This window comes from Caulobacter sp. Root655 (genome assembly GCF_001427665.1).
In the GTDB taxonomy this organism is placed as follows: Bacteria; Pseudomonadota; Alphaproteobacteria; order Caulobacterales; family Caulobacteraceae; genus Caulobacter.
Genome location: NZ_LMHC01000021.1, coordinates 63,460 through 84,456, shown reverse-complemented (window position 1 = coordinate 84,456; position 20,997 = coordinate 63,460). Strand labels below are relative to the sequence as shown.

17 protein-coding genes and 1 riboswitch are annotated in these 20,997 nt (G+C 69.3%); of the genes, 9 read left to right on the top strand and 8 right to left on the bottom strand.

Annotated features, from left to right (window positions below; all coding sequences use genetic code 11):
- Nucleotides 1–2: 2 nt before the first annotated feature.
- Together gnd and ASD79_RS12000 are read left to right on the top strand one after the other, a co-directional pair.
- Nucleotides 3–980: a phosphogluconate dehydrogenase (NAD(+)-dependent, decarboxylating) gene (gene gnd / locus ASD79_RS12005; protein WP_056721889.1), complete on the top strand. Its 978-nt coding sequence runs from the start codon at nt 3–5 to the stop codon at nt 978–980.
- Nucleotides 977–1,795: a Cof-type HAD-IIB family hydrolase gene (locus ASD79_RS12000; RefSeq protein ID WP_056721887.1), complete on the top strand. Its 819-nt coding sequence runs from the start codon at nt 977–979 to the stop codon at nt 1,793–1,795. Before gnd ends, ASD79_RS12000 begins: the two co-directional genes overlap by 4 nt.
- Nucleotides 1,796–1,802: 7 nt before the next feature.
- Here ASD79_RS12000 and ribH read toward each other — a convergent pair whose 3' ends face one another.
- The 4 genes from ribH to ribD are packed head-to-tail and all read right to left on the bottom strand — an operon-like array spanning nt 1,803 to nt 5,050.
- A complete protein-coding gene (gene ribH / locus ASD79_RS11995; protein ID WP_056721885.1) occupies nt 1,803–2,270 on the bottom strand; it encodes a 6,7-dimethyl-8-ribityllumazine synthase in 468 nt (155 codons plus the stop codon).
- 11 nt (nt 2,271–2,281) lie between these two features.
- On the bottom strand, nt 2,282–3,484 hold the full coding sequence (locus tag ASD79_RS11990) for a bifunctional 3,4-dihydroxy-2-butanone-4-phosphate synthase/GTP cyclohydrolase II (RefSeq protein WP_056721883.1): 1,203 nt from the start codon (nt 3,482–3,484) through the stop codon (nt 2,282–2,284).
- Nucleotides 3,451–4,077: a riboflavin synthase gene (locus ASD79_RS11985; RefSeq protein ID WP_056721881.1), complete on the bottom strand. Its 627-nt coding sequence runs from the start codon at nt 4,075–4,077 to the stop codon at nt 3,451–3,453. Before ASD79_RS11985 ends, ASD79_RS11990 begins: the two co-directional genes overlap by 34 nt.
- Before the next feature lie 16 nt (nt 4,078–4,093).
- On the bottom strand, nt 4,094–5,050 hold the full coding sequence (gene ribD, locus ASD79_RS11980) for a bifunctional diaminohydroxyphosphoribosylaminopyrimidine deaminase/5-amino-6-(5-phosphoribosylamino)uracil reductase RibD (RefSeq protein ID WP_162252355.1): 957 nt from the start codon (nt 5,048–5,050) through the stop codon (nt 4,094–4,096).
- Nucleotides 5,051–5,227: 177 nt separating this feature from the next.
- On the opposite strand from ribD, the gene ASD79_RS11975 reads away from it, so the two are divergent.
- On the top strand, nt 5,228–5,902 hold the full coding sequence (locus tag ASD79_RS11975; RefSeq protein WP_056721877.1) for a GntR family transcriptional regulator: 675 nt from the start codon (nt 5,228–5,230) through the stop codon (nt 5,900–5,902).
- 71 nt (nt 5,903–5,973) lie between these two features.
- On the opposite strand, the gene ASD79_RS11970 is transcribed toward ASD79_RS11975, so the two are convergent.
- Complete coding sequence (locus ASD79_RS11970) at nt 5,974–7,410, bottom strand: OprO/OprP family phosphate-selective porin (RefSeq protein ID WP_056721874.1); 1,437 nt, start codon at nt 7,408–7,410, stop codon at nt 5,974–5,976.
- An 81-nt stretch (nt 7,411–7,491) separates the two neighbouring features.
- The gene (locus tag ASD79_RS11965; protein WP_056721872.1) at nt 7,492–8,829 is read right to left on the bottom strand and encodes a dicarboxylate/amino acid:cation symporter; all 1,338 of its coding nucleotides are present in this window, start codon (nt 8,827–8,829) and stop codon (nt 7,492–7,494) included.
- A gap of 242 nt (nt 8,830–9,071) precedes the next feature.
- On the opposite strand from ASD79_RS11965, the gene ASD79_RS11960 reads away from it, so the two are divergent.
- The 3 genes from ASD79_RS11960 (at nt 9,072) to metE (ending at nt 15,023) form a co-directional block, all read left to right on the top strand.
- The gene (locus ASD79_RS11960) at nt 9,072–10,904 is read left to right on the top strand and encodes an ATP-binding protein (protein WP_056721870.1); all 1,833 of its coding nucleotides are present in this window, start codon (nt 9,072–9,074) and stop codon (nt 10,902–10,904) included.
- A complete protein-coding gene (locus tag ASD79_RS11955; protein ID WP_056721867.1) occupies nt 10,905–12,251 on the top strand; it encodes a sigma-54 dependent transcriptional regulator in 1,347 nt (448 codons plus the stop codon).
- A gap of 70 nt (nt 12,252–12,321) precedes the next feature.
- Nucleotides 12,322–12,543: riboswitch (cobalamin riboswitch) on the top strand.
- Between the two features lie 119 nt (nt 12,544–12,662).
- Nucleotides 12,663–15,023 carry a 5-methyltetrahydropteroyltriglutamate--homocysteine S-methyltransferase gene (gene metE, locus ASD79_RS11950; RefSeq protein WP_056721866.1) on the top strand — a complete coding sequence of 787 codons (2,361 nt, stop codon included), beginning with the start codon at nt 12,663–12,665 and terminating at the stop codon, nt 15,021–15,023.
- Between the two features lie 6 nt (nt 15,024–15,029).
- On the opposite strand, the gene ASD79_RS11945 is transcribed toward metE, so the two are convergent.
- A complete protein-coding gene (locus ASD79_RS11945; protein WP_056721864.1) occupies nt 15,030–16,460 on the bottom strand; it encodes a short-chain fatty acyl-CoA regulator family protein in 1,431 nt (476 codons plus the stop codon).
- A 142-nt stretch (nt 16,461–16,602) separates the two neighbouring features.
- On the opposite strand from ASD79_RS11945, the gene ASD79_RS11940 reads away from it, so the two are divergent.
- The 3 genes from ASD79_RS11940 to aceB all read left to right on the top strand — a co-directional run bounded on the left by ASD79_RS11940 (nt 16,603) and on the right by aceB (nt 20,198).
- A complete protein-coding gene (locus ASD79_RS11940; protein ID WP_056721862.1) occupies nt 16,603–18,222 on the top strand; it encodes an isocitrate lyase in 1,620 nt (539 codons plus the stop codon).
- 86 nt (nt 18,223–18,308) lie between these two features.
- The gene (locus ASD79_RS11935) at nt 18,309–18,542 is read left to right on the top strand and encodes a hypothetical protein (RefSeq protein ID WP_056722611.1); all 234 of its coding nucleotides are present in this window, start codon (nt 18,309–18,311) and stop codon (nt 18,540–18,542) included.
- Nucleotides 18,543–18,617: 75 nt separating this feature from the next.
- Nucleotides 18,618–20,198, top strand: a complete 1,581-nt coding sequence (aceB, locus tag ASD79_RS11930) for a malate synthase A (protein WP_056721860.1) — start codon at nt 18,618–18,620, stop codon at nt 20,196–20,198.
- A 2-nt stretch (nt 20,199–20,200) separates the two neighbouring features.
- Here the strand turns inward: aceB and ASD79_RS11925 are convergent, their stop codons facing one another.
- Nucleotides 20,201–20,995, bottom strand: a complete 795-nt coding sequence (locus tag ASD79_RS11925; RefSeq protein ID WP_056721858.1) for a polysaccharide deacetylase family protein — start codon at nt 20,993–20,995, stop codon at nt 20,201–20,203.
- Nucleotides 20,996–20,997 lie beyond the last annotated feature (2 nt).

Below are 20,997 nucleotides of genomic sequence, written 5' to 3'. Positions count from 1 at the left end.
TCATGAAGATCGGTGTGATCGGCCTTGGCCGCATGGGCGCGAACATCGTGCGCCGCCTGATGCGCGGCGGCCATGAGGTGGTGGTCTATAATCGCTCGCCCGAGCCGGTGGCGGAACTGGCCAAGGAAGGCGCGATCGCCTCGGACGGCCTGGCCGACATGCACGGCAAGCTGGATGGTCCGGCGATCTTCTGGGTCATGCTGCCCGCCGGTCCGGTCACCGACGCGACGATCGACGAGATCGCCGCCCTGGCCAAGCCCGGCGACATCGTCATCGACGGCGGCAACAGCTTCTACAAGGACGACATCCGTCGGGCCAAGGCGCTGCGCGGGAAGAACCTGCACTATGTCGACGTCGGCACTTCGGGCGGCGTCTGGGGGCTGGAGCGCGGCTACTGCATGATGATCGGCGGCGACGAGGCCGTGGTCCGCGGGCTCGACCCGATCTTCGCCACCCTGGCCCCAGGCTACGGTTCCATCGTCCGCACCCCGGGCCGCGACCCGGCCGACGACCGCGCCGAGCGCGGCTACATCCACGCGGGTCCCGCCGGGGCCGGCCACTTCGTGAAGATGATCCACAACGGCATCGAATACGGCCTGATGCAGGCCTATGCCGAGGGCTTCGACATCCTCAAGGGCAAGGCGTCGGAAGCCTTGCCGCAGGACGAACGCTTCACCCTGAACCTGCCCGACATCGCCGAGGTGTGGCGGCGAGGCAGCGTGGTCAGCTCCTGGCTGCTCGACCTCAGCGCCATCGCCCTGGCCAAGGACGGCGCGCTGACCCAGTTCAGCGGCCATGTCGCCGACAGCGGCGAGGGCCACTGGACGATCGAGGCGGCGATGGAAGAGGCGGTGCCGGCCAATGTGCTGTCGGCGGCCCTCTATGCGCGCTACCGCTCGCGGGTCGACCACACCTTCGGTGAGAAGCTGCTGTCGGCGATGCGCTTCGGCTTCGGCGGCCATGTCGAGGCGCCGAAGTGACCGGAACGCCGATCAAGCTCTTCGTTTCCGACGTCGACGGCACGCTCGTGCGACACGACAAGACCTTGGCGCCAGCCACGGTCGACGCCTTCGCCCGCCTGCGCGCCACCGGCGTCCAGGCCACGCTGATCAGCGCCCGACCGCCGAGCGGCATGCTGGCCCTGGCCAGGGCCCTGGACATCCAGGGTCCGCTGGGCGCGTTCAACGGCGGGACCATCCTGCGCGCCGACGGGACCATTGAGAGCGCCCAGCGCCTCGACCCAGTCGCGGTCCGCACGGCCCTGGCCCTGCTCGAACAGGCCGGCGTCGAGATCTGGCTGTTCGCCCACGGTCTCTGGTACGCGCGCTCGGCCGAGGGAATCCGCGTGCCGCACGAACGGTTGGCGGCCAACGTCGAGCCAACCCTGGTGTCCGGCTTCGACGGCCTCGACCAGGTCGACAAGATCGTCGGGCTCAGCGAGGACTTCGCGGCGCTCGAACGCCTGGAGGCCGTGGTCAGCCAGGCCATCGGCCCGGCCGCGACCATCGCCCGCTCGCAGCCCTACTTCCTCGACATCACTGCCCCGGCCGCCAACAAGGGCGACGGCGTCGCGGCGATCGCCCGGGCGGCGGGGATTCCCCTCCCCCAGGTGGCGGTGATCGGCGACATGCCCAACGACCTGCCGATGTTCGCCCGCGCCGGCCTGTCGATCGCCATGGGCCAGGCGCCGGAGGCGGTGCGCGCCGCCGCCGGTTTCGTGACCGCCTCCAACGAGGAGGACGGCGTCGCCGCCGCCATCGACCGCTTCGTGCTGCGCGTCGAACTGCCGGTATGAACAGGTCCTACGCGACGGCCAGCTCGCTCCTGATCCGCCGCAGCGCCGCGATCGTCGCGTGGCAAGCCTGGGCGGCTTCCCGCCCCTTGTTCTCGGCGTCGTCGCGGCTGCGGACCAGCGCCTGCTCGTCGGTATAGGTCGTCAGCACGCCGAAGGTGATCGGCGTTTCGGTGGCCAGGCCCGCCGCCATCAGGCCAAGGCTGGCGCCCAGGCTGATGAACTCGAAGTGGGCGGTGTCGCCCTTGATGACGCAACCCAGGCAGACCACGCCGTCATAGCGGCCCGTTCGCGCCAGGGTCTGGGCGATCAGCGGGAGTTCGAAGGCGCCGGGCGCGTCGATCACGTCGGCCGGCGTGACGACCACACCCTTGGTCGCCAGCTGGTCGAGCGCGCCCTTCAGGAGACCGTCGGTGACTTCGGGGTTGAAGCGGCTGACGACGATGGCGACGCGGCAGGCCGCGATGGGATCTGTCATGGGAGCTCGCGTCAGGAGGCGCGCGCCAGGCGGTGGCCCAGCTTGTCGCGCTTGGTGTCGAGATAGCCGGCGTTGTGCGGGGTGGACGGTATGGTCAGCGGCAGTTCCTCGCTGACCGTCAGGCCATTGGCGCGCAGGCCGGCGGCCTTCCGGGGGTTGTTGCTCAGCAGGCGAACGCGATCCACGCCCAGCGCCTTGAGGATCTGAGCCGCGACGCCGTAGTCGCGCAGGTCGTCGGCGAAGCCCAGGGCGTGGTTGGCCTCGACCGTGTCCAACCCTTCGTCCTGCAAGGCGTAGGCGGCGATCTTGTTGGCCAGTCCCAGGCCGCGCCCCTCATGACCGCGCAGATAGAGCAACACGCCATCGCCGCTGTCGCCGATCCGTTTCAGCCCCTCCCGCAGTTGCGCGCCGCAATCGCAGCGCTGCGAGCCCAGGGCGTCGCCGGTCAGGCATTCGGAATGCGCCCGCACCAGCGGCGCGCCGCTCAGCGGTCCTCGGATCAGGGCCAGATGCTCGCTGCCGTCGATGCGGCTGCGGAAGGCGCGGACCTCGAACGAGCCGGCGCCGTGTACGGACGGAAGCCGGGCGGCGGCCACCTCGTCGACCAGGACCTCGGTCGCCATGCGATGGGCCGCGACCTCGGCGATGGTCAGGATCGGGACATCGTGACGGCGGGAGAAGGCCTCCAGCGCCGCCATCCGCGCCATCGTCCCGTCGTCTTTCATGATCTCGCAGATGACGCCGGCCGGCGCGAGGCCCGCCAGCTTCATCAGGTCGACCGAACCTTCGGTGTGGCCGGCCCGGGCCAGGACCCCGCCGGGCACGGCGCGCAGCGGGAAGACGTGGCCCGGCGAGACCAGGTCGGCGGCCGTGGCGTCCGGCGCGATCGCCGCGGCGATTGTCCGCGCCCGGTCGAAGGCCGAGATGCCGGTGTCGACGCCGGTCGACGCCTCGATCGAGACGGTGAAGGCCGTCCGGCGGCTGGTGCGGTTGTCGGCGACCATCGGCGGCAGGCCCAGGCGATCGACCGCCTCGCCTTCCAGCGTCAGGCAGATCAGGCCGCTGGCCTGGCGGGCCATGAAGGCGATCGCCGGGCCGTCCGCGAACTGCGCGGCCATGACCAGGTCGCCCTCGTTCTCGCGGTCCTCGTCATCGACGAGGATGATCATCCGGCCGGACTTCAGGCGTTCGATGGCGTCAGATAGGCGTGACATAGCCGCTCCACGTATTTGGCCAGCACGTCGACCTCGACATTGATCGGGTCGCCGACGGCGGCGTGCTGCAGGTTGGTGTGGGTCCAGGTGTGGGGGATCAGGGTGACGCCGACCGCGAACCGGCCGTCCGCGCCCGCCGGCTCGACGCTGTTGAGCGTCAGGCTGATCCCGTTGAGGGCGATCGAGCCCTTCTCGACGCAGAAGCCGCGCAAGCTCCCGGGCAGGGTCAGGCGCAGGCGCCACGAGCCGCCGTCGTCGATGATCTGCGCCAGACGCGCCTCGCCGTCCACATGGCCCTGGACGAGATGGCCGGACAGCCGCGTGGCCAGGGTCACCGAACGTTCGAGGTTGAGACGGCTTCCGGCGGCGATCGCCTCCAGATTGGTGCGAACCAGGGTCTCGGGGCTGACGAAGAAGTCAGCCCGCCCCCTGTCGTCGTGGCGGACCACGGTCAGGCAGACACCGTTGACGGCCACGCTCTCGCCCAGTTCGAGGTCGGGAAAGCCCGTCTCGACGGTCAGCCGCCGCGAGCCGTCGCCCTCGGGGACGACGGCGGCCACCTGGCCGATCTGTTCGACAATTCCGGAAAACATCGGGTCTCCTTGCGCTTCAGGCGGCCAGCCGGTCGAGGATCTCGACCGTGTCGGGTTCGCCTGGACGGGGGCTCTGGCGGATGGTTACGCGCTCGTCCCAGAGGTCGGCGGCGAGGAAGGCCTCGAGCAGGGTCGGGCCGCACTCGATCAGGGCCTCCAGCACGCCGCTGGCGGCGAGGTCGGCCAGCAGCGCGGGGATGTCGTCATGGAGGCTGACCTCGAAGCCGCGACTCCGCGCCGCATCGAGGTACGACGCCGGCGTGCGACGCCGACGGTCGAGGATGGCCAGCCGCCGAGGCGCCTGCCGGGGATCGGGCGCACGGCGCACGGTGAACAGCGGAGCATCGGCCAGGATGGTCCCGGAACCGGTGACGACGGCGTCGGCCCGCCGCCGCAATCGGTGCGCCAGGACGAGCGAGGCCTGTGACGTGAAGGTTTTGGCGCCGGCCGGCGGGACCATGCCGCCGTCGGCGGTCAAGGCCTGCTTGAGGGTCAGCCAGGGTCGCCCGTGGACGGACCATGTGGTGAACGGGGCGACCAGGCGGTCGGCCTGACGGGAAAGGTCGGCGGCGTCGCGATGGTCCAGATCGCCGACGAAGGCGACGTCCAGGCCCGCCCGCGCCAGGCGCGCCCCGCCCTCCCCGGTCACCGCCGGGTTGGGGTCGCGCGATCCGATCCGGACGGCCTTGGCGGGACTGGCCAGGATCGCCTCGACGCAAGGTGGGGTGCGGCCCTGGTGATTGCAGGGTTCGAGGGTGACGATCAACGTATGGGCACGGTCGATCAGGCCCGCCTCACGACCGACCGCGAGCGCGGCGGCCTCGGCATGGAGGCCGCCGGCGCGCTGGTGCGCCTCGCAGGCCAGCACCGCGCCCTGGGCGTCGAGCACCGCGCAGCCGACCGGCGGATTGGGCGCGGTGGCGCCGGCGAAGGCCTCGGCGGCGGCCAGGGCCTGGCGGAAACCGTCGATCACGGCGTCCGCCGGCACGGGAGGGCAAGTCGTCATGCCGGCGAGTTAGGGCGGAAGGCGCGACCTGACCAAGCGCGCGTTCGTTTTCGAAACTCTTACATTTTAGACGCCGCGAGAAATGACCTCGGCGTATTTTGCGCCTAGGAGCTTGACGATGACCCCCTCGATCCCGTGTCGGCCATGAAGGGCCCCCTCAACAGCGTCGAACCGCACGGCGACTGGGCCCCGGGCCTGCAGAAGGCGCGGCTCTACGACCTGATCCTGATGGACATTATCCTGGGCGAACTGGCGCCCATGCAGGTGCTGGAGGAGAAGGCCCTGGCCGCGCGCTACGCCGGCGGGGTCGGCGGGGTGCGCGACGCCCTGGGCCGGTTGGCCTTGGAGGGCCTGGTCATGCGTCGCCCGCGCGTGGGCACCATCGTCGCCCCGCTGGACATCGCCGAGATCGAGCACGCCTTCGAGGTGCGGCGGATGCTGGAGGGGCGAACGGCGGCGCTGGCCGCGCGCAACGCCCGGCCTTCCGACCTGGTCGCCATCGCCGGGGCGTTCGACGGCGCCGAGGCGGCGATCGCGGCCGGCGATTTTCGCGCCATGCTGGCGATGGACCACGCCTTCCACCGCGCGGTCGCCTTCGCCACCCACAACCCGACCCTGGCCCGCTTCGTCATCGCCCTGCAGAACGTCGCGACCCGGTTCTGGATCTGGCAGATGGAGAAGCAGACGCCGGAAGATCAGCTGAAGGACGTGATGCTGCACAGGGCGATGGCCCGGGCCATCGCCGACCGGGATCCGATCGCGGCCGAAGCCACCTGCGCCCTGCTGATCGGCGAGCCGCCCAGCGCGCAACACGGCTGAAGGAAACGCCCGCCGTCAGGGATGAGACCGGGGATAGCTGGGGGTGTCCAAGGGCTTGGGCGCCCCGCTCCTCAGAATTCCACCTGCAGGCGGGCCTGGGCCACGGTGACGTCGGCGTCGAGCTGGGTCCCGGCGATGTTGCGGTTGTCGATCTTGGCCCGGGTCAGGTTTCCGGTCAGCCGGACATAGCTGTAGGGGTACCAGTTGGCCCCGACCGTGACGCCGCGATAGATCCCGGCCGTGGCCAGGCTGGTTTGCAGCGACGGAGCGACCGCCGTATTGGCCGCCATGTCGCTGAGGTCGGCGTAGTCATAGCGAGCCGCCAGCTCCACCGCGCCCAGGCCGCCCTTGTCGAGCGGGTGGAGCACCTTGATCCGCCCGAACGAGCCATTGGGATTGTAGGGCCGGGTCTCGCCGGTCGGGAACCAGCTGGCGGCGGCGTAGGCGGTGACGATGTCGAAGTTCGAGCCGCCGAGGGTCGGGCTCAGGCTGGTGGCGATGCGGTCGACCCTGATCTGGGCGGCCTCGGCCTGCAGCGACAGGGCGCGGTGCACCCAGGCGCCTTCCAGGGCCAGGGTGGTGTCGCCGTCGCCGACCGCGCCGGTGCTGAGCAAGGTCGCGCCTGACGAGGTCTGCGGCCGGAAGGCGGTGTTGGCGGCGGCCGAATAGGTGAAGCCGGTCTCGCCGCCGCGATCGCGCCGGCGCGCCCAGGCCCCCAGGTGCAGGCGGTCGTCCGAGGACAGCTTGGGCGACCAGGTGGCCCGCACCGTGGCGCCCATGCGCTCGACCGCCTGGTTGGGGTCATAGCCGCCGGTGGCCTCGGTCTTGTTGATGCTGTCGCCCTGCAGGGCCGCCCACAGCGACCAGTTGGAACCGGTCCGCACCGCCTCCAGGGCCAGGGTGTAGCCGGCGTCGATCAGGTCGCCATAGGCGCCGCGCTCCATGAAGGTGATCGACTTGAACGAGGTCAGCCCCTCCAGCGAGGCGGCCTTCTGGTTGCCGGCCAGCAGCGAGGTCTGGTTGCTCAGCTTGTATTCGATGATCGCGTCGTCCCAGCCCCAGGCGCCGCCGCTGACCGCGCCGCCCTCCAGGCGATAGGCCCAGCGGCCGGTCTGGCCCTCGACGCCGAGGAACAGCTGGCGGGCCTTGAACTGACGGGCGTGGTAGTCGGCCAGGCCGTCGCGCTCGGTGGTCGAGTCCACGGCGTCGAGCGACATCCGGCCACGTAGCTTGAAGGTCGCCCCCGACGCGTCGGTGAAGCGCGGCGAGTTCTCCCAGCGGATCGGCTCGGTCGACGGTTTGGGCGCCAGGGTGGCGATCGGCGCGGCGGCGGCGGGCGCGGCCGTTGGCGGGGCGGTCGGGGTCACGGCCTGGCGTTCGAGGACGTCGAGCCGCGCCTGCAGCGCCTGGATCTGCGCCTTCAGCGCGGCGAGGTCGGAATCTTCGGCGTGGGCCGCGCCGGCGAGACTGGCGGCGACGAGGGCCGTGGTGGCGAAAAGGATGCGCATGGCGGAGTCTCCCCCTCTCCGGCGCCGCGCGCTGGAAGAAGGTCAGGGGTCAGGATCAGGATCCGGGTGGGAGGGTAGCGCCTATTCGGCCGCGACCGTGATCGAGTCCGGCGAGGGCTCGACGTCCGACGGGGCCGGATGGCCGGCCAGGGCCGCCTCCAATTGGTCCGCGTCCAGGCCGCGCTCCCAGCGCGAGACCACGATGGTGGCCACGGCGTTGCCCATGAAGTTGGTCAGGGCCCGGCATTCGGACATGAAGCGGTCGACGCCCAGGATCAGGGCCATGCCGGCCACCGGCACCGAGGGCACCACCGACAGGGTGGCCGCCAGGGTGATGAACCCCGCGCCCGTGACTCCCGCCGCGCCCTTCGAGCTCAGCATGGCCACGCCCAGCAGCAGCAGCTGGTCGCCCAGTGTCAGGTGGACGCCGGTGGCCTGGGCGATGAACAGGGCCGCCAGAGTCATGTAGATGTTGGTGCCGTCCAGATTGAACGAATAGCCCAGGGGCACGACCAGCCCGACGACGGACTTTGGGCAGCCGGCCCGTTCGAGCTTCTCGATCAGGCTGGGCAGCGCGGCTTCCGAGGAGCTGGTGCCCAGCACCAGCAGCAGCTCGGCCTTCAGATAACGGATCAGGCGGAAGATCGAGAAGCCGTTGGCCTTGGCGACCAGGCCCAGGATCACGACCACGAACAGGATCGAGGTCAGGTAGAAGGTGCCCACCAGGGCGGCCAGGTTGACGACCGAGCCGATGCCGTACTTGCCGATGGTGAAGGCGAAGGCCCCGAAGGCGCCGATCGGCGCGGCCTTCATCAGCACGTGCACCAGCTTGAAGAACGCCTCGCCAACGGAGTTCAGCAGGTTGAGCACCGGCTGGCCGCGATCGCCGATCAGGGCCAGGGACAGGCCAAACAGGATCGAGAAGAACAGCACCTGCAGGATCTCGCCCTCGGCGAAGGCGCTGACCACGGTGTCGGGGATCACGTGCAGCAGAAAGCCGACGATGGTCTGGTCATGAGCCTTGGAGGCGTAGGAGGCCACGGCGTGGGAATCGAGGCTGGCGGGGTCGATGTTCATGCCGGCGCCAGGATGGACGACATTGGCGACGACCAGGCCGATGATCAGGGCCAGGGTCGAGAACACCAGGAAGTAGATGAAGGCCTTGAGGGCCACGCGACCGACCTTGTCCAGGTCCCGCATGCCGGCGATGCCGGTGACGACGGTGAGGAAGATCACCGGCGCGATGATCATCTTGACCAGCTTGATGAAGCCGTCGCCCAGCGGCTTGAGGGACTCGCCGACATGCGGCCAGAAATGCCCGATGGTCGCGCCCAGCACGATGGCGGCCAGCACCTGGAAGTAGAGGTGCTGGTAGAAGCGCTGGGGCCGCGCGGGCGCGGTGGTGCTGATTGTCTTCACTGTCGCCTCATGGGTTGGCCCTAGGGCCGCGTTTCCGTTCCCGCGTCTTTGCGAAGGCGCTTGGTTAGACGATCCTTGTTGAACGAAAGCGGCGCAAGCACAGTAGGCATAGGCCATTAGGTATTGATTTTGTTGATTTTTACCCCTCTCCATCCACCTGGGCGCGCAGAGGATGTGGCGATTTCCCGCCAACGCGGCGGCATTGTGTGCGAAAATCCGCACATACCTTCACGGGCCGCCGCATGACTTCGCCGTCGCCGCCGAATCCGAGAGACCCGATCACCCGGCGCTGGACGGTGTTCGTCGCCGTTTCGTTCGTGCTGCTGGTCGCCGCCGTTTGGTCCGCCGGCGCCGTCGCCGAACGACGGGCCACGGCCGATCTGTCCCGCCAGGCCCAGACCTCCGCCGCCCTGCACGCGGCGGTGCTGCGCAGCGAGCTGGCCAAGCACCGCTCCCTGCCCTTCGTCCTGGCCCAGGACCCCGACGTGGCGGCGGTCCTGCGGTCGACCGATCCGGCCGGGATCGGCGCGCTGAACCGCAAGCTCGAAACCCTCAGCGAGGGCACGCGCGCCGCTGTCATCTATCTGCTGAACGCCCGGGGCATGACCATCGCCGCCAGCAACTGGCGACAGCCCACCAGCTTCGTCGGCTCCGACTACAGCTTTCGCCCCTATTTCCGCGACGCCCAGCGGGCGGGCGTCGCCGAGCTTTTCGCCCTGGGCACGGTCAGCCGTCGCCCCGGCCTGTTCATGTCGCGCCGGGTCGACGGCCCGGACGGCTTGCTGGGCGTGGTCGTGGTCAAAGTCGAGTTCGAGCAGCTCGAAGCCGACTGGTCGTCGGCGGAACCGGCCTTCGCGGCCGACGCCGAGGGCGTGATCCTGGTGACGTCGATCGCGCCCTGGCGGTTCTCGACACTTTCGCCCCTGCCGGCCGCCGAGCAGCGGCGGCTACGCGCCGAGCACCGGTTCGGCGAGGCGCCGTTCACGGTTCTGGATATCAAGCCGCCCGTGGCGGCCGCCCGAGCCCCGGCCCTGGTCTCGGTCGCCCTGCCCGGCCAGTCGTCCGCCCGGTTCATGGCCGCCAGCGCCGACCCCGGCGCGGCGGGCTGGACGGTGTTCACCTTGACGCCGACCGGCGCGACGCTGCGGACGGCGGTGGCCGCGGCCCGGGCCGTGGCCCTGTTGATCGGCCTGGCGGCTTGTGGCTTCGGGGCGGCCCTGTTGCGGTGGCGAGGCCAGGCCACGGTGCGCGCCACCCGCCAGGAGGCCGCCCGCGCCGAACTGGAAGCCCGGGTCGGGGAACGCACGGCCGAGCTGCGCAAGACCAACCGCAAGCTGACGATCGAGATGGAGGAACGGCGCCGGGCCGAGGCTCACGTCCACCTGATGCAGGACGAACTGGTGCAGTCCAACAAGCTGGCCACCCTGGGCCAGATCGCGGCGGGCGTGGCCCACGAGATCAACCAGCCGGTCGCGGCCATTCGCGCCTATGCCGACAACGCCGCGGTGTTCCTCGATCGCGCCGATCCCGACACCGCGCGCAGCAATCTGGGCCTGATCGCCGGCCTGACCGACCGGATCGGCCTGATCACCGACCAGCTCCGCGCCTTCGCGCGCAAGACCAGCGCGCCGCCGGCCCCGGTGAGGGCGCACGAGGCGATCGAGGGCGCCCTGCTGCTGGCCGGACCGCGCATCCGCCAGCAGGGCGTCCGCGTCGTGCGGTCGGAAGCGAACGAGGACCTGCGGGTGATGGCCGAGCGCTTCCGCCTGGAACAGGTCCTGGTCAACCTGCTGCAGAACGCCATCGAGGCGTTGGACGGCGCGGTCGATCCCGAAATCGCGATCCAGGTCTCCTCGCGCCGGAACCAGGTGCGGATCGTGATCGCCGACAACGGCCCCGGCCTGGCGCCCCAGGTGGTGAAGACCCTGTTCACCCCCTTCGCCACCACCAAGCCGCGAGGCCTGGGCCTCGGCCTGGTCATCAGCCGTGACATCGTCACCGAGTTCGGCGGCGAACTGACGCTCGAGCCCGGCCCGGGCGCGCGCTTCGTCATCACCTTGCCCAAGGCCCGCTAGATGCAGCTTTCCGTCAACCAGGTCGCCTTCATCGACGACGACGACGCCCTGCGCGGGGCCAACGTCCAGACCCTGCAGCTGGCGGGCTTCGACGTTCTGGCCTTCGCCTCGGCCGAAGAGGCCCTGGCCGATCTGTCCGACAGCTTTCCCGGCGTGGTGGTCAGCGACATCCGCATGCCGAGGATGGACGGTCGCCAGCTGTTCCGTCGCCTGCGTGATCAGGACAAGAACCTGCCGGTCATCCTGATCACCGGCCACGCCGACGTCGCCGAGGCGGTCGAGGCCCTGCATGAGGGCGTCTACGACTTCGTCGCCAAGCCCTATGCGCCCGAACGCCTGGTCTCCAGCGTCCGGCGGGCCCTGGAGACGCGCCGCCTGGTGCTGGAGAACCGCCGGCTGCGCGCCGCCGCCGACGCCGCCCAGGGCGACGGGCCGTTGCTCGGCCAGACGGCCGTGATGGAGCGCCTGCGCTCCACCCTGCGGCAGTTGGCCAACGCCGACGTCGACGTGCTGCTGGAGGGCGAGACCGGTGTCGGCAAGGAGTTGGCGGCGCGGGCCCTGCATCTATGGGGGCGACGGCGCGACCGCGAGTTCGTGACCATGGACTGCGCGGCCCTGCCGTCAAGCATGCTGGAGAGCGAGCTGTTCGGCCATGAACTGGGGGCCTTCAACGGCGCGGTCCGCCAGCGCATCGGGCGCATCGAACAGGCTGATCGCGGCACCCTGTTCCTCGACGAGATCGAGACCCTGCCCCTCGACGCCCAGGGCAAGTTCCTTCGCCTGCTGGAAGAGCGCGAGATCGTGCCCCTGGGCTCCAATCGCCCCCGCACCCTGGACATCCGCGTCGTCGCCGCGGCCAAGACCAACCTCGGCGCGGCGGTCACCTCCGGACGGTTTCGCGAGGACCTGTTCCACAGGCTGGATGTCGTGCGGATCCGCATTCCACCGCTGCGCGAGCGGCGCGACGACATCCCGCTGCTGTTCGCGCACTTCCTGGCACGGGCCGCCGAGCGCCTGGGCGGGTCGCCGCGGGCGGTCGACGACGCCATCCACTGGCGGCTGCTCAACCACGATTGGCCGGGCAATGTGCGGGAGCTCAACCACTACGCCCAGCGTGTCGCCCTGGGGCTTTCCGACCAGGCCGGCCTGCCCCAGGCCGCCGAACTCGGCTCGCTGCCGGAACGCGTCGCGACCTATGAGGCGCACCTCATCGAGGAAGCCCTGACCAGCAGCGGCGGAGACGTCCGCGCGGCGCTCGGCCTCCTGCGCATCCCGCGCAAGACCTTCTACGACAAGGTGGAACGCCACAAGCTGAACCTCGACAAGCACCGCCAGCGCGCGAAGTGAAGCCTGCGAAATGACATAAGGATATCTTTATGTCCCCATTGACGCGCCACGTGGATTGGTCCCAGATAGGCTCGTCGTGGTTCTCCGGGGTCTTCGCGATTCCGGAGCTAAGAGGGAAGTCGGTGAGGGCGTGAAAACCCGAGGCCGGCGCTGCCCCCGCAACTGTGAGCGGTGAGCCGCTGTCCGATGAGTGTCACTGACACGCCGAGCTGGATCGGTGGCGTGTCGGGAAGGCCAGGACAGGGGCATTGACCCGTGAGCCAGGAGACCTGCCCCGACAGATAACGTCCTCCGGCGGGGTGCCCGGTCTGGTCGCTAGCAAGGCGCGACCGGGCCGCGATGGCTCGTGCGCGATCCGTCGCGCGCGCCCCGACCAGCCTCTCGTCGCAACACCGGCAGAGGCTTTTGAAAATGACCGTCACCATCGCCACCCTGGGCTTTCCCCGCATCGGCCCACGCCGCGAACTGAAGACCGCGCTCGAGGATCACTGGGCGGGCAGAACAGACGCCCCCACCCTGCTCGCGACCGCCGCCAAGCTTCGCGCCCAGACCTGGGAACGCCAGAAGGCGCTGGGCGTGAACCACGTGCCCAGCAACGATTTCTCGCTCTACGACCATGTGCTGGACACCAGCGTCATGGTCGGCGCCATCCCGTCGGCCTACGGCTGGACCGGCGGACCGATCGACACCGCCGCCTATTTCGCCATGGCCCGGGGAACCCAGGGGGCCGCGAGCGAGGAGGCCTGCGCCCACGGCCATTCCCATGACCACGGCGCCGGCCTGCCAGCCATGGAGATGACCAAGTGGTTCGACACCAACTACCACTACCTGGCCCCCGAGGTGTCGCGCGACCAGGCCTTCGTCCTGGCCTCGACCAAGGCGATCGACGAGTTCCTCGAGGCCAAGGCCCTGGGGATCCACACCCGGCCCGTGCTGCTGGGCCCGGTGACCTTCCTCAAGCTGGCCAAGACCCGGGACGCGGGGTTTGAGCCGCTTTCCCTGCTGTCGGCCCTGGTCCCGATCTATATCGACGCCCTGCAACGCCTGACGGCGGCCGGCGCCGACTGGGTGCAGATCGACGAGCCGTGCCTGGCCCTCGACCTCACCGATTTCGAGCGAGCCGAACTGCGCCGCGCCTACGGCGCCCTCAGTCACGCCACACCCGGCCTGCGCCTGATGCTGACCAGCTATTTCGGCGGCTACGGCGACAACCTTTCGACCGCCGCCAACCTGCCGGTCGACGGGTTGCACATCGACATGGTCCGAGCCCCGGAACAGCTGAACGCCGTCCTGGCGCACTGCCGCGACAGCCTGGTCCTGTCTCTCGGGGTGATCGACGGCCGCAACGTCTGGCGCGCCGATCTGCAAGCCCTGCTCGACCGCCTGGACCCCATCGTCTCGGCGCGGGGCGGCGACCGGGTCATCCTGGCCCCCTCCTGCTCATTGCTGCACACCCCGATCGACCTGGAGATCGAAACGGCGCTCGATCCGGAGGTCCGCCAATGGCTGGCCTTCGCCGTCCAGAAGATCGAGGAACTGGCCGTGCTGGCCAAGGCCTTGAACGAAGGTCGGACCAGCGTCGCGCCGGCCCTGGCGGCCAGCACGTCGGCGGCCCAGGCCCGCCGGACCTCGCCGAAGATCCATGACGCAACGGTGGCCGCGCGCCTGGCCGCCACGACGCCGGCCATGGCCAGTCGCCAGTCCGGCTTCAGCCGCCGGCAGGCGCTGCAGATCCCGCGGCTGAATCTGCCCGCCTTCCCGACCACCACCATCGGCTCGTTCCCCCAGACCGAAGCGGTCCGCAAGGCCCGTTCGGCCCATGGCAAGGGCGGGTTGAGCGACGCCGAATACGCGGTGTTCCTGCGTGAGGAAACCGCCCGTGCCGTCGCCTGGCAGGAGGAGGTCGGCCTAGACGTCCTGGTGCACGGCGAGTTCGAGCGCAACGACATGGTGCAGTATTTCGGCGAGCAACTGTCGGGCTTCACCTTCACCAGGCATGGATGGGTGCAGTCCTACGGCTCGCGCTGCGTGCGCCCGCCGATCCTCTATGGCGACGTCTCGCGCCCCGCGCCGATGACCGTGGAATGGTGGCGCTATGCCCAGGGCCTGACCGACCGTCCGATGAAGGGCATGCTGACCGGCCCGGTGACCATCCTCAACTGGTCGTTCGTGCGTGACGACGTCCCGCGCGAACTGGCCTGCCGGCAGATCGCCCTGGCGATCCGCGACGAGGTCGTCGATCTGGAAGCGGCCGGCGCCAAGGTCATCCAGATCGACGAGGCGGCCCTGCGCGAAGGCCTGCCGCTGCGACGCGGCGACTGGGAGGCCTACCTGTCCTGGGCGGTCGAGTGTTTCCGACTGACGGCCTCCGGCGTCGCCGACCACACCCAGATCCACACCCACATGTGCTATTCGGAGTTCAACGACATCATCGCCGCCATCGGCGCCATGGACGCCGACGTCATCTCTATCGAGACCGCGCGCTCGAAGATGGAGCTGCTCGACGCCTTCGCCAGCTATGCCTATCCGGCCGAGATCGGGCCCGGCGTCTACGACATCCACTCGCCGCGCGTACCGGCGGTGGAAGAAATGACGCAGCTGCTGAGCGCCGCCCGGACCCGGCTGTCGGCCGGCCAGCTTTGGGTCAATCCCGACTGCGGCCTCAAGACCCGCAAGTGGCCGGAAACCCGCGCCGCGCTCGTCAACATGGTCGCCGCCGCCAAGGTCGCGCGCCGGACGCTGAGCACGGAGGGCAGGCCCGTTCCCGCCTGATCGGCCTCAGGCCACGAACGGAAACGGTGACAGGGCCTTGCTGGATTCCTCGACCAGCAAGGTCCTGTTGATCGGCGCCGCCGCCCGTTGCGGACAGGCCGGCCGCTCGCAGATCCGGCAGGAGGGGCCGATCTCGACCGCGACGGGGGCGGCGATGTCCAGCCCACGCGCATAGGCCAGCTTGGCGGCGTATTTCAGCTCGCAGCCCAGGCCGATGACCAGTTCGTCCTCCTGGCCGGCCTGCAGGCCCGACACCCGGCGAACCGTGCGCGACAGGGTGAAGTAGCGCTCGCCGTCCGGCGTCTCGATCACCTGGGTGAGGATACGCCCCGGGGTCTTGAAGCTGTCGTGGACGTTCCAGCGCGGGCAGGTGCCGCCGAACCGCGAGAACGGAAAGGCGCCGGCCGCGAACCGCTTGGAGATGTTGCCCGCCGCGTCCAGCCGGACCATGAAGAACGGCACGCCGCGCGCGCCCGAACGTCCCAGGGTCGTCAGGCGCTGGGCCGCCTGTTCGAAGCTGATGCCGAACCGCGACCGCACCCGCTCGATGTCGTAGCCGCTGGCCTCCAGCGCCGCCAGGAACGGCCCGTAGGGCATCATGATCGCCCCGGCCAGATAGTTGCCCAGGAACACCTTGAGCAGCTGACGGCTGGCGCGGTCGGGGGCCTTGAAGCGGTCGGCCAGGGCGGTCAGTTCGTCGCCGTATTCCAGCAAGCCCAGCTGGTAGCACATCGCGAAGATCCGACTGGCCGGCGCCAGCGTCTCCGACAGCATCAGCCGCTTGCGATGGTGGTCGTAGCGGCGCAGCGAACTGGTCATCACCTCGACCGGCATCACCCGGGTCTGGACGCCGTGGCGGGCCTGGAGGCGCTCGCGCACCGCCGGGCCAAGGTCCTGCGGGTCCGCCTTCAGGACGGCGACCAGGGCCTCGGCGCAGGTTTCGAGTTCGGGGAAGTAGTTGCGCTGCGAGCCGACCAGGTCTCGCACCCAGTCCGTCGGCTGCAGGCTGGCCGCTCCCGAAGGCGCGACGCCTTCCACCCGGTCAAAGGCACCCAGGTCGATCAGCCGCTCGCGATCGATATAGGCCCGGTAAAGCCGCACCACCGCCTCGGTGACCGCCGGCGAGACCTCGGCCACCTCGGCGGCCTCATGACGCCCGATGCCCAGGTCGGCGAACATCTTGTCGCCCAGCACCTCTTCCAGTCCGGCCCCGCCGCCGGGATCGTCGGCCGCCAGGCTGCGGAAATCCAGGTCGTAGGCGTCGGCCAGGCGCAGCAGCATCTGGGCCGTCACCGGCCGCTGGTTGCGTTCCAGCAGATTCAGGTAGCTGGCCGAGACCTCGAGGTCCTCGGCCATGCGGGTCTGGGTGATGCCCAGGTCGCGCCGCAGCCGCTTCAACCGGCCGCCGAGAAAAAGCTTCTTGTCCGAGGTCGCCATCCAGTCACGTTGTCATAGGTTTACAGAAAATACAAAGTCGATTTGTGACAAATCACCTTCAATAGGTTCGCGCCCATCGCGGCGGGCGGGTTAGCTCCGAGACACAAACCTTCCTACTCGACGCCTTCCCGGGACCAGAAACATGACGCCGCGCAAGACCTACGCCCAACATCGCGAAGCCCTTCTGAGCCGCTATCCCCAAGGCGTGACGCCCGGCGGCATCGCCGTCGACGACATCATCCAGCTGAAGCTGCAAAACACCTTTTCCACCCATCTCGACATCGCCCGTTCGATGGCCGGGGTGATGCGGGCCGACATGGCCGACTACGACCGCGACAGCGCCCAGTTCACCCAGTCGCTGGGTTGCTGGTCGGGCTTCCACGCCCAGCAGATGATCAAATCGGTCAAGCGCCTGCGCGGCACGACCAAGGGCGCCTATGTCTATCTGTCCGGCTGGATGGTGGCGGGCCTGCGCAACCGCTTCGGCCACCTGCCCGACCAGTCGATGCACGAGAAGACCTCGGTCGTCGACCTGATCGAGGAGATCTACGTCTCCCTGCGCCAGGCGGACGAAGTGGCGATCAACGACCTCTTCAAGGTTCTGCGGACAGCGCGCGACGCCGGCGACGCGGCCGCCGAGCGGGCGGCGATCGAGGCCATCGACGGTTTCGAGACCCATGTCGTGCCGATCATCGCCGACATCGACGCCGGGTTCGGCAACGAGAACGCCACCTACATCCTGGCCAAGGAGATGATCAAGGCCGGCGCCTGTTGCCTGCAGATCGAGAACCAGGTGTCCGACGCCAAGCAGTGCGGTCACCAGGACGGCAAGGTCACGGTTCCCCGGGAAGACTTCATCGAGAAGCTGCGCGCCTGTCGCCTGGCCTTCGAGGAACTGGGCGTCGACGACGGCGTCATCGTGGCCCGCACCGACAGCCTCGGGGCCGGCCTGACCCAGAAGGTCCCGGTCAGCCAGGAGCCCGGCGACCTGGCGTCCGACTACATCAAGTGGCTGAAGACCGAGGCCATCACCGCCGAGAACCCGATCCAGGACGGCGAGGTCGCGCTCTACAAGGACGGCCAGTTCGTCAAGCCGGTGCGGATGCCCAACGGCCTCTTCGCCTTCCAGGACGGCACCGGCCGGGCCCGCGTCGTCGAGGACTGCATCGCCTCCCTGACCCAGGGCGGCGCCGACCTGCTGTGGATCGAAACCGATACCCCCAATGTCGACGAGATCGCCGCCATGGTCGCCGAGATCCGCCAGGTCGTGCCCAACGCCAAGCTGACCTACAACAACTCGCCGTCCTTCAACTGGACCCTGAACCTGCGCAAGCAGGTGCGCGACCAGTGGATCGCCGAGGGCAAGATCCACAAGGACTCCTACCCCGACGGCGCGGGCCTGATGTCGGCCGATCTCGACGCCACCGACCTGGGCCGCGAAACCGACGCCCGCCTGGCCCGCTTCCAGGCCGACATCTCGGCCCGGGCCGGGGTGTTCCACAACCTGATCACCCTGCCGACCTTCCACCTGACCGCCAAGAGCATGGACGAGCTGTCGCGCGGCTATTTCGGCGACGACCGGATGAAGGCCTACGTCAATTCGGTCCAGCGCGAGGAGATCCGTCGTGGCGTCTCGGCCGTGAAGCACCAGCACGAGGTCGGCTCGGACCTTGGCGACACCTTCAAGGAAATGGTCGCCGGCGAGCGGGCCTTGAAGGCCGGCGGCCACGGCAACACCATGAGCCAGTTCGCCGCCGAGTAGCTGGTCGAACGCTTTGACTAGCCCTCATCCTGAGCTTGTCGAAGGACGAGGGCGACACCCCGCCATCACCCAAGAAGGAATGCGCCATGTCTGCTTCCACCTTCGCTCCCGCCGCCATGCCGAACACGTCCGCTGAACAACGCGCCGTCGATCGGGTGGCCGAGGCCTCCCACCGCCTGAACGAGGCGGTGCGGCGGGCCATCGAGGCCGGCTATTCGGTCGAACTGGTCCGCACCTCGCGCCACCACGACGGCGCCGGGAACTGGGGCGACCAGATCGTCCCCAGCGTCCGTCCCAATGGCGTCGCCAAGAGCGCCTGATCTACAACACCACCTAGTCGACATATGGTCTCCCGGCTTCGCGCCGGGAGCCTCCCAAAGCCTACAGGACTCGCCATGCCCCTCGACATCGCCGCCAACGTTCAGATCACCGGTTCCGTCGAGGGCCGCGCCGTGGAAATCCTCACCCCCGAGGCCGTGGCCTTCGTGGCCGACCTGCATCGCCGGTTCGACGCCCGCCGTCGCGAACTGCTGGCCCTGCGCGTCGCCCGCCAGATCCGCTTCGACGCCGGCGAACTGCCGGACTTCCTGGCGCAAACCGCCGACGTCCGCGCTGGTGACTGGACGGTCGGGCCGATCCCGGCCGACCTGCAGGACCGCCGCGTCGAGATCACCGGCCCCGTCGATCGCAAGATGATCATCAACGCCCTCAACTGTGGGGCCAAGGTGTTCATGGCCGACTTCGAGGACGCCACTTCTCCGACCTGGTCCAACCTGATCGAGGGCCAGGTCAATCTGAAAGACCGCTGGGCAGGCGACCTGACCCATGTCGACGCCAACTCCGGCAAGCGCTACGCGCTGGGAGCCAACCCAGCCGTCCTGGTTATTCGTCCCCGTGGGTGGCATCTCCCCGAGCGCCACCTCGAGATCGACGGCCAGCCCATCAGCGGAGCCTTGTTCGATTTCGGCCTCTACCTGTTCCACAACGCCAAGGCCGCGCTGGCGCAAGGTTCCGGACCCTATTTCTACCTGCCCAAGCTGGAGAGCCATCTCGAAGCGCGGCTGTGGAACGAGGTCTTCGTCCACGCCCAGCAGGCGCTCGACCTGCCCGTCGGCACGATCAAGGCCACGGTGCTGATCGAGACCATCCCCGCCGCCTTCGAGATGGACGAGATCATTTTCGAACTGCGTGACCACATGGCCGGCCTCAACTGCGGCCGTTGGGACTATATCTTCTCGTTCATCAAGCGCCTGGGCCGTCGGCCCGAGTTCCTGACCCCCAATCGCTCGGCGATGGTCATGGGTCAGGCCTTCCTGGGCGCCTATTCGCTGAAGCTGATCCAGACCTGCCATCGCCGCGGGGCCTTCGCCATGGGCGGCATGGCCGCCCAGATCCCGATCAAGGGCGACGAGGCCGCCAACCAGGCCGCCTTCGCCAAGGTCCGCGCCGACAAGGAACGCGAGGCCGGGGCCGGCCACGACGGCACCTGGGTCGCCCACCCCGACCTGGTGCCGGTGGCCATGGAGGTCTTCGACCGCCTGATGCCGACGCCCAACCAGCTGGACCGCAAGCTCGCGGAGTTGGAAATCAGACAGGCCCAGATGCTGGAACTGCACGACGGCGCGCGGACCGAGGACGGCGTGCGCGAGAACATCCGCGTCGGCGTGCGCTACACTCAGGCCTGGATCGAGGGCCGCGGGGCCGTGCCGCTCTACAACCTGATGGAAGACGCCGCGACGGCCGAGATCTGCCGCACCCAGCTGTGGCAGTGGATCAAGCTGGCCGCCGACCTCGACGACGGCCGCACCATCACCTCGGAGCTGTTCGTCGGCCTGCTGACCGAGGAGATGGCGAGCCTGCGCCGCGACTTCCCCTCCCCGCGCCTGGAGGAAGCCGCCCATCTGTTCTCGCGAATGGTGCTGGCCGACACGCTGGAAGAGTTCCTGACCCTTCCCGCCTATGAGCTGATCAGCTAGCCCTAGCCGACCTTCAGAGGCGCGACGGTCCGTGGGCCGTCGCGCCCCGTCCTGGTGACGGGGTCGCCGACGATGGACCGACGGCTGACGGGCTTCACGACAGGCAGGAAGGCTTCCAGGAACCGCCAGGCGGCCTCGTCGTGATCCAGGTGATGGGTCAGCAGGCCGAGCGGTTCGTCCCAGAGCATCTTGTGGCGCCGCTCGGCCAGCAGACGGCGGGTCCGTGACAGGAACCGCGTCGCGCCCCGGAAACGGGGCCCGGGCTTCCAGCGCAGGACGTCCAGATGGGCGTCCAGGCGGGTCGGTTCGTCCGCGTTGCGCATATCGCCGTAGCCGGAAAGCTCCAGGTCGTGCAGCGACAGCGCCGTCTTCAGGGTCGGATGGATGTTATTCCACGGCGGCACGAACAGACTGGCCCGCGTCCCGGCCCGCCTGAAGACGTCCAGCGCCGTGCCCAGTTCCAACACCACGTCGGCCAGGCGATCGAGATCATTGACCTCGCCCGAAGGCCGCCCTGGCGGCGCGCGATTTTCATGCCGGAACCCGTGGATAGCCAGTTCGACCCCGCCGGTCGCGCGGCAGGCTTGGGCGAGCGCCTGAATGTCGCCGTCCGGCACCGCCGCTAGCGTGATCGGCGCTTCAAAGCGGCTGGACAGGGCCAGCAAGCGATCCAGGGCCGCGGACGGACGGCGCGCGTCATCATCCCGCCACCAGACCACCGGCGTGCGCCCCCGCGCCTTCCAGCGCGCGAGTTCCGGCCCGAGGACGGCGGTGATCAGGAGACGGTTGAGCCACATGG

Excerpts from the sequence above, each read along its gene's own strand:
- ASD79_RS11940 (WP_056721862.1), top strand. The coding sequence starts at position 16,603 with ATGACGCCGCGCAAGACCTACGCCCAACATCGCGAAGCCCTTCTGAGC.
- ASD79_RS11990 (WP_056721883.1), bottom strand. The coding sequence starts at position 3,484 with ATGTCACGCCTATCTGACGCCATCGAACGCCTGAAGTCCGGCCGGATG.
- gnd (WP_056721889.1), top strand. The coding sequence starts at position 3 with ATGAAGATCGGTGTGATCGGCCTTGGCCGCATGGGCGCGAACATCGTG.
- ASD79_RS11955 (WP_056721867.1), top strand. The coding sequence starts at position 10,905 with ATGCAGCTTTCCGTCAACCAGGTCGCCTTCATCGACGACGACGACGCC.
- ASD79_RS11985 (WP_056721881.1), bottom strand. The coding sequence starts at position 4,077 with ATGTTTTCCGGAATTGTCGAACAGATCGGCCAGGTGGCCGCCGTCGTC.
- ASD79_RS11960 (WP_056721870.1), top strand. The coding sequence starts at position 9,072 with ATGACTTCGCCGTCGCCGCCGAATCCGAGAGACCCGATCACCCGGCGC.
- ASD79_RS11935 (WP_056722611.1), top strand. The coding sequence starts at position 18,309 with ATGTCTGCTTCCACCTTCGCTCCCGCCGCCATGCCGAACACGTCCGCT.
- ASD79_RS11970 (WP_056721874.1), bottom strand. The coding sequence starts at position 7,410 with ATGCGCATCCTTTTCGCCACCACGGCCCTCGTCGCCGCCAGTCTCGCC.
- ASD79_RS11945 (WP_056721864.1), bottom strand. The coding sequence starts at position 16,460 with ATGGCGACCTCGGACAAGAAGCTTTTTCTCGGCGGCCGGTTGAAGCGG.
- metE (WP_056721866.1), top strand. The coding sequence starts at position 12,663 with ATGACCGTCACCATCGCCACCCTGGGCTTTCCCCGCATCGGCCCACGC.
- aceB (WP_056721860.1), top strand. The coding sequence starts at position 18,618 with ATGCCCCTCGACATCGCCGCCAACGTTCAGATCACCGGTTCCGTCGAG.
- ribH (WP_056721885.1), bottom strand. The coding sequence starts at position 2,270 with ATGACAGATCCCATCGCGGCCTGCCGCGTCGCCATCGTCGTCAGCCGC.
- ASD79_RS11925 (WP_056721858.1), bottom strand. The coding sequence starts at position 20,995 with ATGTGGCTCAACCGTCTCCTGATCACCGCCGTCCTCGGGCCGGAACTC.
- ASD79_RS11975 (WP_056721877.1), top strand. The coding sequence starts at position 5,228 with ATGAAGGGCCCCCTCAACAGCGTCGAACCGCACGGCGACTGGGCCCCG.